The organism is Oerskovia jenensis, from assembly GCF_016907235.1.
GTDB classification, from domain to species: domain Bacteria; phylum Actinomycetota; class Actinomycetes; order Actinomycetales; family Cellulomonadaceae; genus Oerskovia; species Oerskovia jenensis.
Window position 1 is genome coordinate 2,582,080 of sequence record NZ_JAFBBO010000001.1, and the last position, 18,922, is coordinate 2,601,001.

Genomic DNA, 18,922 nt, shown 5'->3' on the forward strand with positions numbered 1-18,922 from the left:
GAGCTCGACCGTCGCAGGCCGGACGCTCCCGTCGGCGAGTGCCGTCTCCTGGCGTGCGGTGCCCACGTCGGTCGTGCGCGGCGGCTCCTCGGGCGTGCTCACGGTGCCGAGGCTAGCGCCGCGGCCACCGATGAGTTCCGCCCGTCCGCCCGGTCCACCCCCTCGACACACGTCCTGCGCACCTCTGGAGGTTCTCGTGACCGACACCCCGGCCGTCTCCGCGGCCGTCCCCGCGACCATCCGGTCCCTGCGGGTCCCCGGCGCCGCTCTCCACCACGAGGTCCGTGGTCAGGGGCCGCTCGTGGCGCTCGTCGGCGCCCCCATGGACGCCGACGCGTTCGCTCCCCTCGCCGACCTGCTCGCGGCCGACCACACCGTCCTGACGACCGACCCGCGGGGCATCCACCGCAGCACGGTCGACGACCCGGACCAGGACACGCCCCCCGAGGTCAGGGCCGACGACCTCGCACGCCTCCTGGCCGGTCTCGACGCGGGCCCCGCGACCGTCGTCGGGTCGAGCGGTGGCGCCGTGACCGCGCTCGCCCTCGCCCAGTCGCACCCCGACCTGGTCAGGACGGTCGTCGCGCACGAGGCGCCGCTCGACGCCCTCATGCCGGACCGTGAGCGGCTGCACGCCGCGACCCGCGAGCTCGTGGCCGACCACCGCGCGGGCGACGTCGTCGGGGCCTGGCGGAAGTTCTTCGCGGTCGGCGACATCGCCGTCCCGGACGGGATGGTCGAGCACATGTTCGGCGGCGAGCGGGACCCTCAGCAGGTCGCGGACGAGCGTTTCTGGTTCGCGCACGACCTCCTGGGGACGACTCTCTTCGAGCCCGACGTCGAAGCCCTGAGGGCCTCTCCCGTCCGGGTCGTCGTCGGGGTCGGCGAGGACTCGACGGGTCAGCTCTGCGACCGGACGTCGTCGGCGCTCGCGGCCCTGCTCGGGACGACGACCACGCTCTTCCCGGGCGACCACACGGGCTTCGTCGACGACCCGTCGGCCTTCGCCCAGCGCTTGCGCACGGTCCTGCGGACCGCGTGAGCCGCACCCTCCCGATCCACCCGATCCATCAGAAGCGAGGAGCACCATGTCCTTCCAGGCCTATCTGGACACCATCGAGGACAAGACCGGCCTCACCCCGCGCCAGCTCGTGGCGATCGCCCACGAGAAGGGCTACGACGATCCGTCGGTCAAGGCGGGCGTGATCGTCGAGTGGCTCAAGGAGGACTACGACCTGGGCCGTGGTCACGCGATGGCGCTCGTCCACGTCATCAAGAAGGGCCCGACGATTGACAGCAAGCACGTCGGTTCGACGGGTACGCACCGGGACGAGTCGGACACCCTGTGGCTGGACGGCAAGGCGACCAAGCCCGCCTGAGCACCGCTCCGCCCACCGTCCCCGACGGCGGCCCGCACCCTTCGCGCGAGGGTGCGGGCCGTTGTCATAGCTGGACGGATGTCCGACTCGCGCGGTTCGTTACCTCATTGTGACAATCGCAGCGTCGCCATGTACCGTCGATTCTGCTCCGCAGAGAACCTTCTCGCTGGAGTGCCCCGGTGGACGCCGAACCCTGTCACCTCCGGAGCCACGAACTACACCCATGGCAGGGGTGGGGGACCCAATTTCGTGGGCACCGGAGACGGTGTCCTTGGGGTGAAGCCGGTCGGACCTCGGTCCGCCCGGCCGGGCAGAGTTTCTCCGGCCCGAACCCGACAGCTGACCTCTCAGGCGTCCAGGAGAATCACACGTGACTTCACGCCCACGTGCGCGCCATCGTGCTGCGCACCGCCCCATCACCCCCTTGACCTCCCTCGGTCGGTCTGCCGCGTCCGGAGCGACCGCCGTCGTGCGTCGCAGCGCGGTCGTCGCCGCGTCGTCGGGCCTGCTGATCTCGGTCTTCACGGCCCCCGCGAACGCCGCCCCGGCGTCGGACGAGTCGAAGTCCATCGGCTCGGTCGACCTCGCCGCCGTGACCGCACAGGCCCGTGAGGCGCTGGCGACCAGCCCCGCGGTCACCGTCGCCGCCGACGCGGCCCTGCCGATCGAGCAGGCGTCCGTCGCGGTCACCCCCGCCCCGGAGCCCGAGCCGGCGCCCGCGCCTGCTCCCGCTCCCGCCCCTGAACGCTCGGCCGCTGCCTCGCGCAGCGTCGAGCGCGCGCAGCCTGCTGCGGCGAAGGCCGCTCCTGCTCCGGCGGCCTCGGCCTCGGGCTCTGCCGTCGTCGACATCGCCCTGAAGTACGTGGGCGTTCCCTACGTCTACGGCGGCTCGTCGCCGAGCGGGTTCGACTGCTCCGGCCTGACGCAGTACGTCTACGCGCAGCTTGGCGTCTCGCTGCCGCACCAGTCGGGCGCCCAGCGCGACGCCGGTACGCCCGTCTCGGCCGCCGAAGCACGTCCGGGCGACCTCATCTGGTCCCCCGGTCACGTCGCGATCTACGCCGGCAACGGCATGCAGATCGAGGCCACGACCCCGGGCAGCACCGTCAAGCACAGCAAGATCTGGCAGAACAACCCGACGTTCATCCGCGTCGGCTGACCCACTGCCCGCGAGGCCCCGTCCACAGACCTGTGGACGGGGCCTCGTGCGTTCCCGGCCCGTTGTGCCCGTCCGACGCCGGGCCGTCCTCCGCCGACGGCCAGCGCGCCGGCGCCGGTATGCTCCACGCCATGCGCATCCCCAAGGCCGCGATCGGATGGACCGTCGCGGCCGTCGTCCTGGTCGGGCCGTTCGTCGCCTGGGTCGCGACCTGGACGACGACCGAGCAGACGTGCCTCGCCGAGGACGACCTGGTCTCGCACACGAACCGTTCCACGACGTACTACCAGGTGCGGACGTCCTGTGGCCTGCTCCAGGTCAACGAGAACCGCCAGAGCCGGCTGGACGACGCGATCGACGCCGGGCAGACGTACCGGATGACGATCGAGGACCGGACCGTCGTGCAGTGGCTGATCGAGGTCGAGGCACTCTGACGGTGCCCTCGTGCGTGCCGCGACGTCCGGCCGGTCGGGCGTGGACCGGAGGGTCAGCCCACGAAGAGGCAGAACGGGTGCCCGGCCGGGTCCGCGTACACGCGCAGAGGCTCGACCGGGTCGTCCGAGCGGTCGAGCAGCAGGCGGGCCCCCAGGGTGACGGCGCGCTCGTGCTGGGCGTCGAGCGCGTCCCGGTCGGGGACCGTGCAGTCGAGGTGGAGCTGTTGCGGGACGGCCGGGTCGGGCCACGTCGAGGGGCGCAGGTCCTCGACCTGCTGGAACGCCAGGGGGATGCCCCCGGGCGAACGCAGGACGAGCCAGTCCTGGCCGTTCGGGTCGGGGGTGCCCACGGCCGGGGGCTCGTCGCCCGGGCGGTACTCCAGCCCGAGCAGGGCACGGTAGAACTCGGCGAGGGCGCGGGCATCGGTCGTGTCGAGCACGACCTGGCGGACGGTCGGGAAAGTGGTCATCGGGCACCTCCGTGGGAGGACGGTCTGGGGGGACGACGTCGTGCCGGCGCCGGACAGGGGCCCGACTCCTGACCCTCTCGAACCGGTCGGCGGGCGACCGCGCGACCCGTGTCCCTCCCCACCGTCAGGTCGGCCACCTCTCCGGAGTGTGGCACGGGACCGGTGACGGCACTCGCCGAGGGAGGCGCCCACCGCCCGGGCGGCGCCTCACGGGACGGGTCGAGCCCGTCAGACGACGACGGTCGCCACGAGGACCACCGCGAGCAGCACGAGGTAGGCCCGGGCGTGCACGCGGTCCGGCATCCGGCCGACGAACCGGCGCGTGAGCACGATCCCCAGGACGGATCCGACCGCCAGGCCGACGAAGGCCGAGAGATCGACGTAGCCGAGGTGACCGGCCCCGACGACCGATGCCGAGGCGCCCCCGGCCACCACGTAGGTGATCGAGGCCGCGACGGCGACGGGCAGGCCGAGCGGGTTGGCGAGACCGGCGGAGTCCGTCATGGACCAGCCGTGGCGGCGGAAGAGCGGGACCGTCATGACGCTGCCACCCACGCCCAGCAGCGCCGCGACCGCGCCCACCGCGGGTCCGACGACGAAGGTCGTCGCCCGGCCCAGCGGGCGCGCGGGTCGTGCCGTGGCGAGGAACCCCGGGCGCAGCACCGCGTGGAGGAGCGTGACCGCGAGGTAGACGACGAACGCCCACCGCAGAACCTCGCCGGGCACCAGGCCGGCGACCGAGGCGCCGAGCGCCGCGCCGATGGCGATGAACGCCGTGAGGGGCCAGAGCGCGTCGGTCCTCAACGTCCCGGCGCGATGCTGGGCGAACGTCGCGACCCCCGCGTTGACGACCATGACCGCGGACGAGGTGGCGACCGCGACGTGCATCCCCAGGTCCTCGGTGAGCGGTGCGGATCCCGGCCCCGAGAGGAGCCACAGCAGCAACGGAACGATCATGAAGCCGCCGCCGAAGCCGAAGAGGACGGTGGTGACGCCGGTGAGGCATCCGGACAGGAGCAGGACGAGGAACATCAGGGTCCACGCTAGGAAGCGAGCCCGGTGGCGCGCATCCGCGGACGTGCCAGGTTCCTTCGCGATCACGCCAGGGCTGGCTAGGGTCGTGGTGTGCGCAACATTCCGATCGACCAGGTCGACGACGTCCCGCGCGACGTCCTCCCGATCGGTACCGACTACGCGACGGGCGAGGTGCTCACCCCGCACCGTCACCGCCGGGCACAGCTGTTGTACGGGGCGACCGGGGTCATGCACGTCGAGACGGACGACGGCAGCTGGGTCGTCCCGACGCACCGCGCCGTGTGGATCCCGCCGGAGACCGTCCACCAGGTCACCATGTACGGCGTCAGCACGTGCAGCCTCTACGTCGAGCCCGTCGCTGCGCCGTGGGGACCGGCCACGTGCGAGGTCGTGACGGTCTCGCCCCTCGCCCGGCAGCTCCTCCTCGAGGCGGTCGACCTGCCCGCGGAGTACGACGAGCACGGCCGCGACGGCGCCCTGGTCCGGCTGCTCCTGTTCGAGGTGTCGCGCATGACGCCTCTGCCGCTGCACGTCCCGCTGCCGAACGACCGTGCGCTGCTCGTGATGTGCCGCGCCTTCCTCGACGCCCCGGACGCCCATGCCTCGCCCGCGACCTGGGCGGCCACGCTGCACGTGAGCCTGCGGACGTTCAACCGCCGCTTCGGGGCGCAGACCGGGCTGACCTTCGACCGGTGGCGACAGCGCGCGTGCGTGCTGGCGGCCCTGCCCCGGCTCGCGGCGGGGGAGTCCGTGACGCGCGTCGCCGGCGCGCTGGGGTACGAGAGCCCGGCCGCGTTCTCGACCATGTTCCGCCGGGTCCTCGACGCGAGCCCGCAGGACTACCTCGGCACGGGTGCGCACCCTGGTCCTCGCGGCCACGTGACATCCTGACCGGGTGCGCGTCGAGCCGGTCGGTCCCGAGGTCCTGGTCGCGCGGATCGCCGCGCTCGTCGCAGACCACCCCCGCGTCCGCGGTGCGGTGCGCGTCCTCGTCGACGGCCACCCTTCGACGGACCCGGCCTCGCTCGCCGACCGGCTCGTCGAACCCCTGCGCGTCGCGGGCCGCCCGACGGCGCGCATCGGCCTGCGGGACTTCCTGCGGCCCGCGTCGGTGCGGCTCGAGCACGGCCACGAGGACCCGGACTCGTTGCTCGACGAGTGGATCGACGTGGGCGCGCTGAACCGTGAGGTGCTGACCGCCGTCGGGCCGGACGGGGTCGGGCGCTACCTGCCGAGCCTGCGCGATTCCGTGACCTCGCGCTCGACGCGCGCCGACTACGTCGAGGCGCCACCGGGGCTCGTCGTGCTGCTCGACGGGTCGCTGTCGCTCGGGCGCGGGCTCGACGTCGACCTGACCGTCCACCTCGCGCTCCAGGACGCGACGATCGCGCGGCGCACGCAGCCCGCCGACGCCTGGACGCTGCCCGCGTACACGCGGTACCGGGCCGAGGTGGCCCCCGAGCGGACGGCCGACGTGGTCGTGCGCGTCGACGACGCGCGCCGCCCCGCCTGGGTCGCGCGGGGGTGACCTGCTGCGCTGGAGGTGCGCGGCGCCGTCGGGCGGCAGGCGCCTCCCGCGGCCCGACGACGGCGCGCGCCCCGCACGCGAGCGTCCGGTAGGGTCTGCGCAGCGTCGCGTGCCGGTGGCAGACCGTGCCAGGCATGGAGGCGCCGGACACGAAGGAGCACGACGATGAGAGCGTCGACCCCTTCGCCCTCACGTGACTGAGGGCGACACGACCGGGACCGGCGCACGGCCCGGGCCCACCACGCAGTCCGACACGTCCCGGCTCGTCGCCTGGAGCCGCGAGCTGCGGGCCGTGCACGACCGGCTGCGCGAGGCGCTGCGCGTGACCCGTGCCGCGCTCGACGACGGAGAGCAGGCCCGACCAGCGACCCGCGACCTGCTGCTGTTCTGCCACGGCTTCTGCACCGCGCTGACAGGGCACCACGAGGGCGAGGACCGCGAGCTGTTCCCCGCGATCGCGGCCGCGCACCCCGAGCTGGTCGGGACGTTGCGGAACCTGAGGCAGGACCACTCGATGATCGCGCACCTGCTGAGCGGCCTCACGGCTGCGGTCGACCGCGCGGCGCCCCCGGACGAGCTCGAGCGTCACCTCGAGGGGGTCGCCGCGATCATGGAGTCCCACTTCCGGTACGAGGAACGCATGCTGCTCACGGTTCTCGACACGCTCGTGCTCGACGCCGACGCCCGCGACGTCCTGGGGCCGCTCTGACGGCCCGGTGGACCGGCCCCCCGCGCACGTTCGGCCCTCGGCCCCTCGGTGTCAGAACCAGCGTGCGCTCGGGGTCACGCTGGTTCTGACAGCAGCTCAGCCCCGGGAGACCGTGACACGCCCGTTGGACGAGGACGCCTCGATCTCGAACTCGCCGTCGGGGTCGTGCGGGACCGAGACGTCGGTGCCGCCCAGGTCCGTCTCGGCGCGGATCCGATAGCTGCCGTCGGGGACCGTGACCTCGACCCTGCCGTTGTCGGTCGCCGCCCGGACGTCCTGCGGGGTCGTGAGGGACAGCTCGACCGCACCGTTGGAGGTCTCGGCGTCGATGCCGTCCGTGCCGCCGAGGCGGGTCCCCGTGACCTTGCCGTTGTCCGAGCGTGCGACGATCCTCGCGTCGACCTCGGTGAGCGTGACGGAGCCGTTGGAGGTCTCGACGTCCACCGCGCCGGTCGAGGTCAGGTCGATGCTGCCGTGCTCGGTCCCGCCCGTGACGGGCAGGCCGGCGGGCAGGTCGATCGAGTAGCTCGCGGAGCAGCGCCGACCGCACCCGGAGAGCACCAGGACACCGTCCTCGACGCGGTGGGTCTCCTGCCCGGGGTAGGAGCCGGTGTAGTCGACCGTGCGCTCGATCCCGACCTCGGTCGCCGAGGGGTCGCCGCGCAGCGCGACGGAACCGGCCTCGAGGTCGAGGCGCACCGACGTGATCGGCTCCGTGACCGTGTAGGTGTCGGTCGCGACCGAACGCGGCCCGAACCCGCACGCCCCGAGCGCGACCGCCGCGATGGCGACCAGGCCGGCCGTCGCGAGTCGTCGGTGTGTGGTCCGCATGTCGTTCCCCTTGCTCGTCGTGTCCCAGGTGCTGCCGAGACGGGCCTCCGCTCGCGGAGCGCGCGCGGAGTCGTGGTGGGGGCCCCACCCCCCGGCGGGGCCCACCATCACCGAGGCTAGGGGGCGCGGTGCGCCGGGCGACATGGGGTGTTCCCCCCATTTCCCGGTCGGGGTGAACCCCGAGACCCGCAGCCCCGACGGCGCCCACGGCGGGATGCGTGTCAGAGTGGGCGTGACCCCGGGGCCACGCTGGTTCTGACACGGCCCCGTTCCGAGGAGAGGACGACCCCGATGACGTGGTGGATCTGCAGGACGTGCGCCGTCGAGCACGCCGAACGGCCCGAGGTGTGCGCGATCTGCGCCGACGAACGCCAGTGGGTGCCCGCAGAGGGCCAGGCCTGGACGACGCTCGACGAGCTCGCCGCCGAAGGGCACGAGGTCACGGTCACCGAGCTCGAACCCGACCTCTTCGCACTCGCCGGGAGCCCCGGTGTGGGCATCGGTCAGGAGTCCAAGGTCGTGCGGACCCCGGTCGGGATGCTGCTGTGGGACCCGGTCGGGTACGTCGACGACGACGCGGTGCGCCAGGTCCGGTCGCTCGGTGAGGTCGTCGCGGTCGTCGCGAGCCACCCGCACATGTTCGGCGTCCAGGTCGAGTGGAGCCGCGCGCTGGGGGACGTGCCCGTCCTCGTCGCCGAGGCCGACGCGGGGTGGGTCGCCCGCCCCGACCCGGTGATCCAGACGTGGTCCGAGGACCGCGAGATCCTGCCGGGCGTGACGCTGACCCAGCCGGGCGGTCACTTCCCCGGCAGCGCGGTCGCCCACTGGGCGGCCGGCGCCGACGGCAAGGGCGTCCTGCTCAGCGGGGACACGATCTTCGCGAACCCGGACCGCACGTCGGTGAGCTTCCTGCGCAGCTACCCCAACCGGATCCCGTTGTCGGGGGCCGTGGTGGACCGGGTCGCGACGCACGTCGAGCGTTTCGCGTTCGACCGGCTCTACAACAACTTCGAGGGCGTGATCCCGGTGGACGCGCGGGCCGTCGTGCGGCGCTCGGCCGACCGGCACGCGGCCTGGGTGCGCGGGGACTTCGACCACCTCACGTAGGGCTGCGGCTCGTCGCCGAGCGCTTCGCCGACGGACGGCCAGAGCTGCACGCTCGACGTACAGGGACATCGGCGACAGGATGTCCGCGTGAGCACCGGACCAGCGCTGGACCCCGAGATCCTGGACTTCTACACCGACCGCTACCGCGAGGAACGTCGCCTCCATGCGACCGCTCACGGTCGCCTCGAGCTGCTGCGCACGCGCGAGCTCCTGAGCAGGTTCCTCCCGGCAGCCCCCGCAAGGGTGGTCGACGTCGGGGGTGCGACCGGGGTGCATGCGGCCTGGCTCGCGGACGCCGGGTACGACGTCGACCTGATCGACCCCGTGCCGTCGCACGTGGCCCGTGCGGCGGAGATCCCTGGGGTGCGTGCGCAGGTCGGGGACGCGCGGGAGCTGCCCTTCGCGGACTCCTCGGCGGACGCCGTGCTCGTCCTGGGGCCGCTCTACCACCTCACGGAGCGGCCCGACCGGTTGCTCGCACTCCGTGAGGCGGCGCGCGTGGCGCGCAGCGGAGGCGTCGTGGTCGCCGCGGCGATCAGCCGGTACGCGGGGCTCCTGGAGCTCGCGGCCGTGGGAGAGGTGTCGGACGAGACGGAGGCGTCGCTGCGTCGCGCTGTCGAGACCGGCCTGAACGACCCACGGTCCGGCTTCACGACCGCGTACTTCCACCGTCCCGACGAGCTCGCGGGGGAGCTCGAGGACGCGGGGCTGGGGACGGTCGCGGTCTGCGGCGTCGAGGGGCCGAGCGCCCCGGCGCTCGACAACCTGCCGCTGGACGAGGCCGAGCTCCTGCTGGGTTCCGCGGTCAGGGCGGCGCGCCTGCTCGAGCAGGACCCGGCGCTGATCGCCGCGAGCCCGCACTTCCTGGCCTTCGGCCTCGTGGACTGACCGCCCACGACACGCTTGTGCAATCCGTCACAAGCGTCGCGACTTCGGTCCCCGGAGATGCGACGATCGAGACAGCCGAGGTCCCACGACGGAGGAGACTGCCATGAGACCGCTCGTACGACGGACCGCCGCTGCGGCGCTCCTGGTCGGAGCGCTGCTCCTGACCCGACGCCTGACCATGACCTGGGGGACCCGCGACGGCGAACCGTCGGCCTCGCTCGCGGGCGACGAGATCGTCCCCGACGCCGACGCGGTCGCGACCCGCGCCGTCACGATCGACGCCCCGCCGCGCGAGGTGTGGAAGTGGGTCCTGCAGCTCGGCCAGGGGCGCGGCGGCTTCTACAGCTACGAGTGGCTCGAGAACCTCGTGGGCTGCGACATCGAGAACGCGGACCGGATCGACCCGCAGTGGCAGCGGCTCGCGGTCGGCGACGACGTGCGCCTCCACCCCGACGTGGCGCTGCGCGTCGCCGCGATGGTCCCGGACCGGCACCTCGTGCTGCGTGGCGCGGTCCCGGTCGGCGCCTCCGCACCTCCCTACGACTTCACCTGGTCGTTCGTGCTGCGCCCCGTCCCGGACGGTGCGACCCGGCTGATCGTGCGCGAGCGCTACGGCTACACCCGGTGGTGGTCGGGTGCGGTCGTCGAGCCGGTCCAGCCCGTCAGCTTCCTCATGAGCGCGCGCATGCTGCGCGGCATCCGCGACCGCGCCGAGGGGCGCGTCGGCGAGCGGGCCTCCTGATGCGAGCGGCGCCGTCGGGCACGATCCCGCCCGACGACGCCGCTCACGTCCCGGACGACGCTCGTCCCCGGGAGCGCCGGGCTAGAGGATCGGCTCGGCCGTGATCTGCTCGGGGGTCGGGGCGACGACCGCGGGAGCGGCGCCCCAGGCGGTGTACGCGAACTCGAGGTTCTCGGCGCCGACGACCTGGACGTGCTTGCGGACCAGGTCGTCCGCGCCGACCCAGAGCTGGACCGCCAAGGTCGGGGGCAGGATGCCGTCGTCGCCCTTGATGGCCTCCTGGGCGACGGCGTCGAGCCTGGCCGTGTCCACCGTCAGGGTGTAGGGCTGGGTCTCGACGCCGTCGACCACGACCGGGTCGCCGCTCTTCTCCAGGCTCGTGACGCCGGGCGCGAGGAGGCCGATGCTCTGCGCGGGGTCGAGGGCGGCGGCGATGAGCCCGAGGCCCGCCGGGCCGTCGGCCGGTCCCGCGATGTCCACCGTGTTGAACATGTTCGCGCTCAGCTCGCCGGCGCCCAGGTAGTACGTGCCGGTGACGCGGCGGACGTCGATCGTGACGCCGGGCATGGCGAACGCGAGACGGAGGTCCTGGGAGCCGTCGAGGAAGGCCACGTCGCCCGTGATCGCCATGGGCTCGCCGTCGATCGTGACCGACGTCGACAGGGTCACGCTGCCCGCGGCGCGGTGCGCGGCAGTGAGTCGTCCGATCACGTTCTCGGCCGTGAGCTCGTTCGACACCTTCTCGGTCGGGGAGGGGGTCGGGGTAGGGCTCGGGGACGTCTCGGGGCTGGCCGCCGGAGGACTGGCGACGGGCTCGGCGTCGCCCGAGCACGCGCCGAGGGCGAGGGTCATGGCCGACGCGAGGGAGAGCGCGGCGAGGCCGCGGGAAAGACGCACGATGGTGCTCCTAGGTGGTGCCGACGGGGGCCGACGATGGCGCCCGCGGCACATCGTAGGACCAGCACGCCCGTTCCGGTAATGAAGGGCTCCTGCCGGCCACGACAGGCGATGATGGTCGGGTGACCACCGTCCCGCACCGCGGCCTCGCGGTCAGCCCTGCCCTGACCATCCCCGAGGGCGAGCTCGCCTGGCGGTTCTCGCGCGCCTCGGGCCCGGGTGGGCAGGGCGTCAACACCACGGACTCGCGCGTCGAGCTCTCGTGGGACGTCGCCGCGTCGGTCGTCCTGAGCGACTCGCAGCGGGCGCGGCTCCTCGAACGCCTCGAGAAGAGGCTCGTCGCCGGTGTCCTCACCGTGACGGCGAGCGAGAACCGCGAGCAGCTCCGCAACCGGGCGGCCGCACGGACGCGCCTCGCGGCGCTCGTCGCCGAGGGCCTCGCGCCGCCCGCGCGCCAGCGACGTGCGACCCGTCCCACGCGCGGCTCGCAGGAGCGTCGCCTCACCGCGAAGAAGCAGCGCACCACGACCAAGCAGATGCGTCGCCGCCCCACGGACTGACCGGCCCGAGGCCGCCTCGTGCACGGCGGTCGACGCGCAGCGCCCGCCGCGCCCCGGTCCCCGCTCGGCCGGGCAGCACGACGGCGGCGCACCGGCCGGGACCGGTGCGCCGCCGTCGGGACGCGGGCTCAGCGCCCGTGCAGAGCGCGGCGGATCAGAAGATCGGCTCGGTCGTGATCTCCTCGGCCGACGGCGCGACGACCTGCAGGTCCTCGCCCCAGTTCGTGAAGGTCATCTCCACGGTGGCGCCCTGGACGCTCGTGACGACCTTGCGCATCCGGTCGTCCGCGTCGATCCAGTACTGGTAGGTCAGCGTCTCGGGGAGCGCACCGCCGGCGGCGTCGACCTCGTCCTTCATCGAGCCCGAGAGCTTCGTGGTGTCGACCACGATCGTGTACGGCTGGGCCTTGACGCCGTCGACGTCGACGGGCTCGCCGTCCTTCTCGATGCTCACGATCGCCCCGTCGAGCTCCTTGACGCTCGTCGTGGGGTCCATCTGCTCGGCGAGGTCCTCGAACGAGGAAGCCATGGGGTTGGACGTGTCGGCGGGGTCGATCGTGGCGAACTTGCCCTGGCTGAGCGTGCCCAGGTTCAGGTAGATCAAGCCGTCGACCACACGGATCTGCATCTCCTCCGAACCCGGTACGGCCATGGTCATCGCGAGCTGCTGCTTGCCGTCCTTCATGACGATGTCGCCCGTGACGTCCATGGTCGCGCCGGCGGCCGCGGTCGACATGGAGATGGTCACGCTGCCGGCGTCGATCACCGCGGCGGTGACGCGCTTGGCGAAGTTCTCGGGCGTGAGCTCCGACGAGGACTCCTTCGCCGGGGCCTTCTCGGCGTCGGCGGCGGTCGATGTGGACGCGGGGGCATCGGTCCCGGACGAGCACGCGGCGAGGCCGAGGACCCCGACGGACGCGACGGACAGGACGGCGATACCGCGGACGAGACGCACGAAGAAAGCTCCCTCAAGGGTGGTGGGGTGTGGTGGCGGGGGCCACGGGGTCCACTGTGGAGGGTCGCGGTGTCCCCACGCAATGGGGAGGGGTGCCCGGAGCGGGTGATGTGTGTCGCGCGGGTGCTCGGGGCGCTCGCCGGCCCCCGGATGCCGAGCCTCCTCCGCGGTGCGAGCATCGACGTGGCGCGCGTGACGCATGGCGCGTGGCGCGTGACGCGGGCCGCGGGCCGCGTGGCGCGGTCGGCCGGGTCGCCGCGCGCCCGAGCAGTCCCGACGAGGAGGTCGTGCGTGATCGACACCGTGAGCGGCTGGTTCGCCGACACCGACATCTCGGGCTGGGACGTCGTCCTCGCGGTCCTCGCGGTGCTCGGTGCGTGGATCCTGTCACGCCTGGCGCGCAAGGGGGTGCGGGCGCTGGGTGCCCGCACGAAGGGCCTGTCCCCCCAGCTCCTCGCGGTCGCCGAGCGGGTCGTGCACTACTTCCTGCTGCTCGTCGGGATCGGGCTCGCGCTGGCCTTCCTCGGGTTCCGCACCGAGCCGATCCTCGGTGCGGTGATCGTGGTCGTGATCGTCGCGGTCCTGGCGCTGCGCGGGATCGCGGACAACTTCGGGGCGGCGGTCATCCTCCAGACCCGCATGCCGGTGCGCCTGGGCGACGAGATCGAGTCGCTGGACTGGACGGGCGTGGTCAAGGAGCTCAACGGCCGGTCGGTCGTCATCGCGACGGTCGACGGTCGCGAGGTCCACCTGCCGAACTCCGCGGTCCTCGCGGCCCCGCTCGTCAACCACTCGGTGCTCGGTGCGCGCCGGGCGACCGTCGAGATCCGGCTCGGAGACGCCCGGGCCGACGAGGTCGAGACCACCGTCCTGCCCGCGGTCGCCGCGGCGCACGGCGTCCACAAGCGACCGGCCCCCGAGTTCCTCACCGTCGCGGTCGAGCCCGACCGCACGACCGTCCACGTCCGCTACTGGCACGCGCCCCGGAACGCACCGCACGTCACCTCGGCCGTGGTCGCGGCGGTGGGGGAGGCGCTGCGTGACCGCCCCGGCGAGTGGGCCGTCACGGGGGACCTGCCGGCGCCCCCGTTCGTCCCGCCACCGCCGGTCTGAGCGCACGCGCCACGGACGGCCGTGGAGAGAGGTGTCGAGGCCGGTCCCTCGGCCGTCCCGCCACCACCAGCGATGCCACCGGCACCACATCGTCCGTTCGTCCGTCCCAGGAGAGGAACCACCGTGCACGCCGCTCTCGTCACGTCCTTCGACCGGCCGCCGCGCTACGCCGAGGTGCCCGACCCCGTCCCGCGACCCGGCGAGGTCCTCGTGCACGTCCTGGCCGCGGGGCTGCACCCGCGCGTGCGCTCGGGGGCCGCGGGCACGCACTACACGAGCGACGGCGTCCTGCCGCTCGTCCCCGGCTTCGACGGCGTGGGTCGTACCGCCGACGGCCGTCGCGTGTTCTTCGCGGGGCTGCAGGCGCCGCACGGCAGCATGGCCGAGCTCGTCGCGGTCCCGGCGGACCGCCTGGTCGACCTGCCCGACGGGCTCGACGCCGTCACGGTCGCGGCCGCGATGAACCCCGCGATGTCGGCGTGGCTCGCGCTGCGCCACCGGGCCGACCTCCGCCTCGGGGAGAGCGTCCTGGTCCTGGGCGCGACGGGCAACGCGGGTCGCCTCGCGGTCCAGCTCGCCCGGCACCTGGGTGCGGGTCGCGTCGTGGGGGCCGGCCGCGACCTGGCCTCGCTCGAGGTCGTCCGGCGTCTCGGCGCGGACGCGGTCGTCCCGCTCACGGCCGACGACGTGGCCGAGCGCCTCGCGCGCGAGGCCGCCGACGTCGACGTGGTCGTCGACTACGTGTGGGGAGCCCCGACCGAGACGGCCCTCGCGGCCGTGACGGGGGCCCGGACGGATCCGGCTCACGTGCTGCGCTGGGTCCACGTCGGCGCGACCGCAGGGCCGACCATCACGTTGCCCGCGGCGACGCTCCGGAAGACGAACGTGCAGGTCAGCGGCAGCGGGCAGGGATCGGTGTCGCCCGAGGGGATGGTCGCCGCCGTCCGTGAGCTCGCGGCCCTGCTGCCGCAGGTCCGGCCCGAGGTCGCGGTCGTGGCGACCCCGTTGCGCGACGTCGAGGCGGCCTGGGGGGCCAGGACGGCGTCGGGCACGCGGATCGTGCTCGTGCCGTGACGCTTCACCCGCCCCGGGGTGCGCGGCGGGCGACCGGACCAGGGCAGGATACCCAGTGACCCGGTATCGACCGGTGCCGGGATCCGACGGAAGGACGAGGACATGAGCGAGTCGAAGGGTGGCGCACCGGGTGGCCTGGGCGGCATCGTCGCCAAGGCCAAGGAGGCCCTGACGGACGAGCGCATCGACCAGGTCGCGAGCCTGGTCAAGGGCCGGACGCCGGACTCGGTCGACAAGCACGTCGACACGGTGGCCGAGCAGGCCAAGAAGCTCAACGACTGAACAGGTCGTGAGGAAGGGGCGGTCCCGCTGGGGACCGCCCCTTCGTGCGTCGGGCGCTCGTCCGCGCACCTGTCGGCCCGACGGCGGCGCTCACCGCCGCGGTCGGGTCGCCCTGCGTGGGCGGCCAGGGCGCGGGTGCGGTGCGGGTGCGGCGTCCGTCGGGGCAGCGGTCCAGTGCCCGGGGCGTTCGAGGCCCTCGGGCAGGCGGGTCGCCGTGTCGCCGCGGGCCGCGTTGACCTGGGCCTGGGTGCAGAACAGGGCGTCGGTGAGGTCGGCACCGCGCAGGTCCGCCCCGCGCAGGTCGGCCCCGATCAGGTCGGCGCTGCGCAGGTCCGCGCCCCGCAGGTCCGCCCCGACGAGCAGGGCGCCGCGCAGACCGGCTCCGCGCAGGTCGGCGCGGGCCAGTCGCCTCCCGACGAGATCGGCCCCGCGGTGGTCCGCGCGTCGGCCACGGGGCTGGTGCCGCGAGCGGGCGCGGGCGTCCTCGCTCGCGCGGAGCAGGAGCGGGTTGACGCCGCCCCGCAGGGCGTCGAGGTCCAGTGCGAGCAGGTCCTGCGGGGTGCTGAGCGAGAGTCGCTCGACCCGGTCGACGGCGGCGTGCAGGTCCGAGGTCAGCACGCGGCCGTCGGGGCTGTCGTGGCCGTCGGTCAGCGCCACGGCCTCGGTGAGGTACCAGAGCAGCTCGTGGACGTGCCGCAGCACGGGCAGCAGGGCGAACATCGACGTCCGCACCTCGGGGTGCTCGCGCCAGTCCTGCCCCGCGAACGTGACCCGGGAGATCTTCTGCCCCGCCCCGAAGCAGTCGTAGACCGTGCACCCGACGAACCCGCGTTCACGGAGCTCCGGGTGGATGCCGCACCGGTGGTCGGGCCGCAGGTTGCGGCAGGGGTCGCCCGCGTCCTTGTCGATCGGGAAGTCGGCCGAGCGCGTGAACGCGAGCGCCACGCAGCACAGGCCGAAGCAGCTCGCGCAGTCGGCGTGCAGGCCGAGGCGTTCGCGGTCGGTGGCGGGACTCGGGGACGAGGGCACGGGACTCCTGGCGGGGCGGGGGCGGGGGGTCTCCAGTACATCGCGCGCGCCGCCCGGGAGTCGAGCGAGTTCCGGGTGGCCGGTCGTCGTGTCCGATTGTCACCCTGCGGGCGACGCCGGTACGCCGCAGTGCCGACGTGCCCGCACGGAACCTCGCCCGCACCTCGCCCGCAGGGTCGATGCACGCCCCCGGTCCGCGCGCCTAGCGTGGGAGCAGCGCACCCGACGCCCCGTCCCACGGACCGGAGGCGTCGCGGTGTGCTCGACGGCGCCGTACCCGGTGCCCGTTCCCGTCGGCCCCGCGCACCCCGCCTCGGCCGCAGATCATTCGGAGTGCGCTGTGCAGAGCAAGGTCGGTCCTGTCCTCGTCGTCGTCGGTTCGATCCTGGGCATCGCCCTGCTCGTGGTGGGGTTCCTGGCGCTGCGCACGGCGATCATCGACCGGCCGATCGACTCGTACTTCCTCACGTACGAGGTCACGTCGGACACGGGCGTCGAGTCGGTCGTCTGGACGCAGGCCCCGGCGGGCGACCGCACGGGCGAGTCGGTCGAGCAGAGCGCTCCCGGTCCCGTGGAGTCGCCCTTCACGACCGAGGCGGTCGTGGCGGCCGGGCAGCCGGCCCGGGTCGAGGCGACCCCCGCCGGTGAGGGCACCGCGTCGTGCCGCGTCCTCAAGGACGTCGGGCGCACCAACGAGGCCGTGCTCGTCGAGGCCACCTCGGCCACGCCGGGCGCTCCTGTGACGTGCGACGTGACCCTGCCGGCGGACGGGACGTTCGAGAAGTGAGCCGGTCGTCGAGCGACGTCGCCCGGCCCTGGTCGCGGCCGCCGTCGGTCCTGTGGGGTGCGACCACGATCGTCGTCCCGTACGCGGTCGCGTTCGGGCTGTACGTGTACGGGGCCGTGCAGATCCTCTCCGGCTCGTCGTCCTCGGGCTCGCCCGACGCGGGCGCCATGGCGGTCCTGTGGGGGACGGCACTCGTGGGCATCGCGGCGGCGATCGTGCTGGCCGCTCGGGGCGGCGTGGACCGCGTGGACCTGGGGCTCGTCCGTCGTGAGCGGTCGGGCTGGTGGGACAGGCTCGGGCTCTTCGCGGTGGCGTACCTCTTCCTGTGGATCGCGTTCCAGGCCGCGTCCTTCGCCCCGGTCCTGGAGCAGGCGGGGTCCGGCGGCGGTGAGCGCCCCGGGGCGGTCCTGGTCCTGCTCTACGCGCTCCACGCGGGCGTGGCCGAGGAGATCCTGATCCTGGCCGTCCCGGTCGCGGTCCTCACGCGGCTGCGGGCACCGGGCTGGGTGCAGGTCGCCGTGATCGTCGTGCTCCGAGGTCTCTTCCACCTCTACTACGGGGTCCCGATGACCATGACCCTGGTGCTCGTCTGGTCCGTCCTCTTCTGGTTGCTGTACTCGCGCCACCGCGACGTCTGGCCTTTCGTGGCCGCCCACGTGCTGTACGACGTCGTGGTCGCGAACTCGGCGTTCGGCCCGGCCGGCAAGGTCGTGGTGCTCGTCGCCGTCGTGACCCTGGCCCTCGGCGTGGTCACGTGCGTCCGCGCGGCCCTCGCGTGGCGGTCGTCCCGCTGACCGGTGGGTGATGGGCGTCCTACCGGCGGTTGTCCGAGATGTGAAAGAGTTGCCGCGCGCACGTCGATCGGTGTGCGCTTCGTCCGCCGAGAGGTCGTCATGGGTTTGCTGAGCTGGTTCAAGGGTCGTCGGAAGAAGGCGGAGGCCGCACCGGTGGTGAGCGTCGCGTCCCTGTTCGACGTCGCCCAGAAGACCGCTGCCGACACCACTCCTGCGCAGGCACCGGCCCGCACGACGGCGCCGGTCGCTCCCGCCGCAGCGGCCGAGCCCGCGACGACGCCCGTCGCGATCGCCGTCCTGGAGCCGGAGACCGCGCCCACGGCCGAGGCGCCCGTCGTCGACCGGGAGCCCGTCTCCGCGGTCGAGACACCCGAGGTCACCCAGGTCGTCGAGGTCGTCGAGACCGTTGAGGTCGTCGTGGTCGAGACCGAGACCGAGACCGAGACCCAGGCTGTGGCAGCGGTCGAGGCCGTGGAGACCGAGCCCGTCGTCGCAGCCACCGAGCCGGAGCCGGCGGCCGACCCGGTCGAAGCCACCGAGCCGGAGCCGGCGGCCGAGCCGGTCGCAGTCGTCGAGGTCACCGAGATCGTCGAGACCGAGATCGTCGAGACCGAGACCGTCGCCGAGGCACCCGAGGAGGTCGACGTCGTCGAGACCGGGGCCGTCACCGTCGAGACCGGGGCCGTCACCGTCGAGGTCGTCGAGTCGGTCGTCGTCGAGTCGGTCGTCGTCGAGGTGGCCCCCGAGGCCCCTGCCGAGCCCGAGCCCGTCGTCGAGCAGGCCCCCTCGTCCGCGGCGCCCGCCGCCCCCGAGGCCGCCGCGGCCCCGAAGAGCACGGGATACCTCCTGCCGGGCGAGACGACCGCCGAGATCCGCACCTGGGCGTTCGCGAACGGCCACACCGTGAGCCCCAAGGGGCGTCTGCCCAAGGCCGTCCTCACCGCGTACCGCGCGGCGAACGGTGCGGCCCCGGCCGCCGACTGACCCAGCATCACCCGCCGGTCCACGGACCGGCCCGCGACGGCGGCGCTCACGGGACGGACTTCCGGCGGCGCCGCCGTCGTCGTCCCCGGGAGGAGCCCCCGGCGCGGCGTGGGCCTGATCCTTTGGGGTGACCCCGGGTCGTCCCGACTGGCGATGTGCACCGCC

At 73.7% G+C, this 18,922-nt stretch carries 23 protein-coding genes and 1 riboswitch; of the genes, 17 read left to right on the forward strand and 6 right to left on the reverse strand.

Annotated features, from left to right (window positions below):
* The first annotated feature begins 196 nt into the window (after window positions 1-196).
* The 4 genes from JOD49_RS11575 (at window position 197) to JOD49_RS11590 (ending at window position 2,972) form a co-directional block, all read left to right on the forward strand.
* A complete protein-coding gene (locus tag JOD49_RS11575; protein ID WP_307822510.1) occupies window positions 197-1,042 on the forward strand; it encodes an alpha/beta fold hydrolase in 846 nt (281 codons plus the stop codon).
* Between the two features lie 46 nt (window positions 1,043-1,088).
* Window positions 1,089-1,379, forward strand: coding sequence for a DUF4287 domain-containing protein (locus JOD49_RS11580; protein ID WP_205307316.1), 291 nt, complete (start codon window positions 1,089-1,091; stop codon window positions 1,377-1,379).
* Between the two features lie 203 nt (window positions 1,380-1,582).
* A riboswitch (cyclic di-AMP (ydaO/yuaA leader) is annotated at window positions 1,583-1,748 on the forward strand.
* Between the two features lie 55 nt (window positions 1,749-1,803).
* The gene (locus JOD49_RS11585) at window positions 1,804-2,538 is read left to right on the forward strand and encodes a C40 family peptidase (protein WP_239525202.1); all 735 of its coding nucleotides are present in this window, start codon (window positions 1,804-1,806) and stop codon (window positions 2,536-2,538) included.
* 131 nt (window positions 2,539-2,669) lie between these two features.
* A complete protein-coding gene (locus JOD49_RS11590) occupies window positions 2,670-2,972 on the forward strand; it encodes a hypothetical protein (protein WP_205307318.1) in 303 nt (100 codons plus the stop codon).
* Between the two features lie 53 nt (window positions 2,973-3,025).
* Here JOD49_RS11590 and JOD49_RS11595 read toward each other — a convergent pair whose 3' ends face one another.
* Complete coding sequence (locus JOD49_RS11595; protein WP_205307319.1) at window positions 3,026-3,442, reverse strand: VOC family protein; 417 nt, start codon at window positions 3,440-3,442, stop codon at window positions 3,026-3,028.
* 228 nt (window positions 3,443-3,670) lie between these two features.
* Window positions 3,671-4,474 (reverse strand): sulfite exporter TauE/SafE family protein, encoded by an 804-nt coding sequence (locus tag JOD49_RS11600; protein ID WP_205307320.1) that lies wholly within the window; start codon window positions 4,472-4,474, stop codon window positions 3,671-3,673.
* A gap of 93 nt (window positions 4,475-4,567) precedes the next feature.
* Between JOD49_RS11600 and JOD49_RS20760 the strand changes: the two genes are divergently transcribed.
* The 3 genes from JOD49_RS20760 (at window position 4,568) to JOD49_RS11615 (ending at window position 6,714) form a co-directional block, all read left to right on the forward strand.
* On the forward strand, window positions 4,568-5,368 hold the full coding sequence (locus tag JOD49_RS20760; protein ID WP_205307321.1) for an AraC family transcriptional regulator: 801 nt from the start codon (window positions 4,568-4,570) through the stop codon (window positions 5,366-5,368).
* 4 nt (window positions 5,369-5,372) lie between these two features.
* On the forward strand, window positions 5,373-6,005 hold the full coding sequence (locus JOD49_RS11610) for a nucleoside/nucleotide kinase family protein (RefSeq protein ID WP_205307322.1): 633 nt from the start codon (window positions 5,373-5,375) through the stop codon (window positions 6,003-6,005).
* Between the two features lie 193 nt (window positions 6,006-6,198).
* Window positions 6,199-6,714, forward strand: coding sequence for a hemerythrin domain-containing protein (locus JOD49_RS11615; protein WP_205307323.1), 516 nt, complete (start codon window positions 6,199-6,201; stop codon window positions 6,712-6,714).
* A 96-nt stretch (window positions 6,715-6,810) separates the two neighbouring features.
* Here JOD49_RS11615 and JOD49_RS11620 read toward each other — a convergent pair whose 3' ends face one another.
* Window positions 6,811-7,545: a DUF4097 family beta strand repeat-containing protein gene (locus JOD49_RS11620; protein WP_205307324.1), complete on the reverse strand. Its 735-nt coding sequence runs from the start codon at window positions 7,543-7,545 to the stop codon at window positions 6,811-6,813.
* A 291-nt stretch (window positions 7,546-7,836) separates the two neighbouring features.
* Between JOD49_RS11620 and JOD49_RS11625 the strand changes: the two genes are divergently transcribed.
* From JOD49_RS11625 to JOD49_RS11635, 3 genes are all read left to right on the forward strand, one after another.
* Entirely contained in the window at window positions 7,837-8,652 is an 816-nt protein-coding gene (locus JOD49_RS11625; protein WP_205307325.1) for an MBL fold metallo-hydrolase, read from the forward strand.
* 87 nt (window positions 8,653-8,739) lie between these two features.
* Window positions 8,740-9,540 carry a class I SAM-dependent methyltransferase gene (locus JOD49_RS11630; RefSeq protein WP_205307326.1) on the forward strand — a complete coding sequence of 267 codons (801 nt, stop codon included), beginning with the start codon at window positions 8,740-8,742 and terminating at the stop codon, window positions 9,538-9,540.
* 103 nt (window positions 9,541-9,643) lie between these two features.
* Window positions 9,644-10,282: an SRPBCC family protein gene (locus JOD49_RS11635; protein WP_205307327.1), complete on the forward strand. Its 639-nt coding sequence runs from the start codon at window positions 9,644-9,646 to the stop codon at window positions 10,280-10,282.
* An 81-nt stretch (window positions 10,283-10,363) separates the two neighbouring features.
* On the opposite strand, the gene JOD49_RS11640 is transcribed toward JOD49_RS11635, so the two are convergent.
* Window positions 10,364-11,179, reverse strand: a complete 816-nt coding sequence (locus JOD49_RS11640) for a hypothetical protein (RefSeq protein ID WP_205307328.1) — start codon at window positions 11,177-11,179, stop codon at window positions 10,364-10,366.
* A 122-nt stretch (window positions 11,180-11,301) separates the two neighbouring features.
* Between JOD49_RS11640 and arfB the strand changes: the two genes are divergently transcribed.
* A complete protein-coding gene (arfB, locus tag JOD49_RS11645) occupies window positions 11,302-11,739 on the forward strand; it encodes an alternative ribosome rescue aminoacyl-tRNA hydrolase ArfB (protein ID WP_205307329.1) in 438 nt (145 codons plus the stop codon).
* Window positions 11,740-11,893: 154 nt separating this feature from the next.
* Here the strand turns inward: arfB and JOD49_RS11650 are convergent, their stop codons facing one another.
* A complete protein-coding gene (locus tag JOD49_RS11650) occupies window positions 11,894-12,694 on the reverse strand; it encodes an SCO4651 family lipoprotein (protein ID WP_205307330.1) in 801 nt (266 codons plus the stop codon).
* Between the two features lie 291 nt (window positions 12,695-12,985).
* On the opposite strand from JOD49_RS11650, the gene JOD49_RS11655 reads away from it, so the two are divergent.
* The 3 genes from JOD49_RS11655 (at window position 12,986) to JOD49_RS11665 (ending at window position 15,163) form a co-directional block, all read left to right on the forward strand.
* The gene (locus JOD49_RS11655) at window positions 12,986-13,807 is read left to right on the forward strand and encodes a mechanosensitive ion channel family protein (protein WP_205307331.1); all 822 of its coding nucleotides are present in this window, start codon (window positions 12,986-12,988) and stop codon (window positions 13,805-13,807) included.
* A 123-nt stretch (window positions 13,808-13,930) separates the two neighbouring features.
* A complete protein-coding gene (locus tag JOD49_RS20765) occupies window positions 13,931-14,881 on the forward strand; it encodes a quinone oxidoreductase family protein (RefSeq protein ID WP_205307332.1) in 951 nt (316 codons plus the stop codon).
* 102 nt (window positions 14,882-14,983) lie between these two features.
* Entirely contained in the window at window positions 14,984-15,163 is a 180-nt protein-coding gene (locus JOD49_RS11665) for a hypothetical protein (RefSeq protein WP_205307333.1), read from the forward strand.
* Window positions 15,164-15,253: 90 nt separating this feature from the next.
* Here JOD49_RS11665 and JOD49_RS11670 read toward each other — a convergent pair whose 3' ends face one another.
* Window positions 15,254-16,192 (reverse strand): pentapeptide repeat-containing protein, encoded by a 939-nt coding sequence (locus JOD49_RS11670; protein ID WP_205307334.1) that lies wholly within the window; start codon window positions 16,190-16,192, stop codon window positions 15,254-15,256.
* A gap of 340 nt (window positions 16,193-16,532) precedes the next feature.
* Between JOD49_RS11670 and JOD49_RS11675 the strand changes: the two genes are divergently transcribed.
* From JOD49_RS11675 to JOD49_RS11685, 3 genes are all read left to right on the forward strand, one after another.
* Window positions 16,533-16,979 (forward strand): hypothetical protein, encoded by a 447-nt coding sequence (locus JOD49_RS11675; protein WP_205307335.1) that lies wholly within the window; start codon window positions 16,533-16,535, stop codon window positions 16,977-16,979.
* The gene (locus JOD49_RS11680) at window positions 16,976-17,773 is read left to right on the forward strand and encodes a CPBP family intramembrane glutamic endopeptidase (RefSeq protein ID WP_205307336.1); all 798 of its coding nucleotides are present in this window, start codon (window positions 16,976-16,978) and stop codon (window positions 17,771-17,773) included. The genes JOD49_RS11675 and JOD49_RS11680 overlap by 4 nt, the downstream gene beginning before the upstream one ends.
* Window positions 17,774-17,872: 99 nt before the next feature.
* A complete protein-coding gene (locus JOD49_RS11685; RefSeq protein WP_205307337.1) occupies window positions 17,873-18,757 on the forward strand; it encodes an Lsr2 family DNA-binding protein in 885 nt (294 codons plus the stop codon).
* The last annotated feature ends 165 nt before the right edge of the window (window positions 18,758-18,922 follow it).

What these genes read in the sequence shown, in the direction of transcription:
- JOD49_RS11580 (WP_205307316.1), top strand. Translation starts at nt 1,089, where the DNA reads ATGTCCTTCCAGGCCTATCTGGACACCATCGAGGACAAGACCGGCCTC.
- JOD49_RS11590 (WP_205307318.1), top strand. Translation starts at nt 2,670, where the DNA reads ATGCGCATCCCCAAGGCCGCGATCGGATGGACCGTCGCGGCCGTCGTC.
- JOD49_RS11595 (WP_205307319.1), bottom strand. Translation starts at nt 3,442, where the DNA reads ATGACCACTTTCCCGACCGTCCGCCAGGTCGTGCTCGACACGACCGAT.
- JOD49_RS11600 (WP_205307320.1), bottom strand. Translation starts at nt 4,474, where the DNA reads ATGTTCCTCGTCCTGCTCCTGTCCGGATGCCTCACCGGCGTCACCACC.
- JOD49_RS11620 (WP_205307324.1), bottom strand. Translation starts at nt 7,545, where the DNA reads ATGCGGACCACACACCGACGACTCGCGACGGCCGGCCTGGTCGCCATC.
- JOD49_RS11625 (WP_205307325.1), top strand. Translation starts at nt 7,837, where the DNA reads ATGACGTGGTGGATCTGCAGGACGTGCGCCGTCGAGCACGCCGAACGG.
- JOD49_RS11635 (WP_205307327.1), top strand. Translation starts at nt 9,644, where the DNA reads ATGAGACCGCTCGTACGACGGACCGCCGCTGCGGCGCTCCTGGTCGGA.
- JOD49_RS11665 (WP_205307333.1), top strand. Translation starts at nt 14,984, where the DNA reads ATGAGCGAGTCGAAGGGTGGCGCACCGGGTGGCCTGGGCGGCATCGTC.
- JOD49_RS11685 (WP_205307337.1), top strand. Translation starts at nt 17,873, where the DNA reads ATGGGTTTGCTGAGCTGGTTCAAGGGTCGTCGGAAGAAGGCGGAGGCC.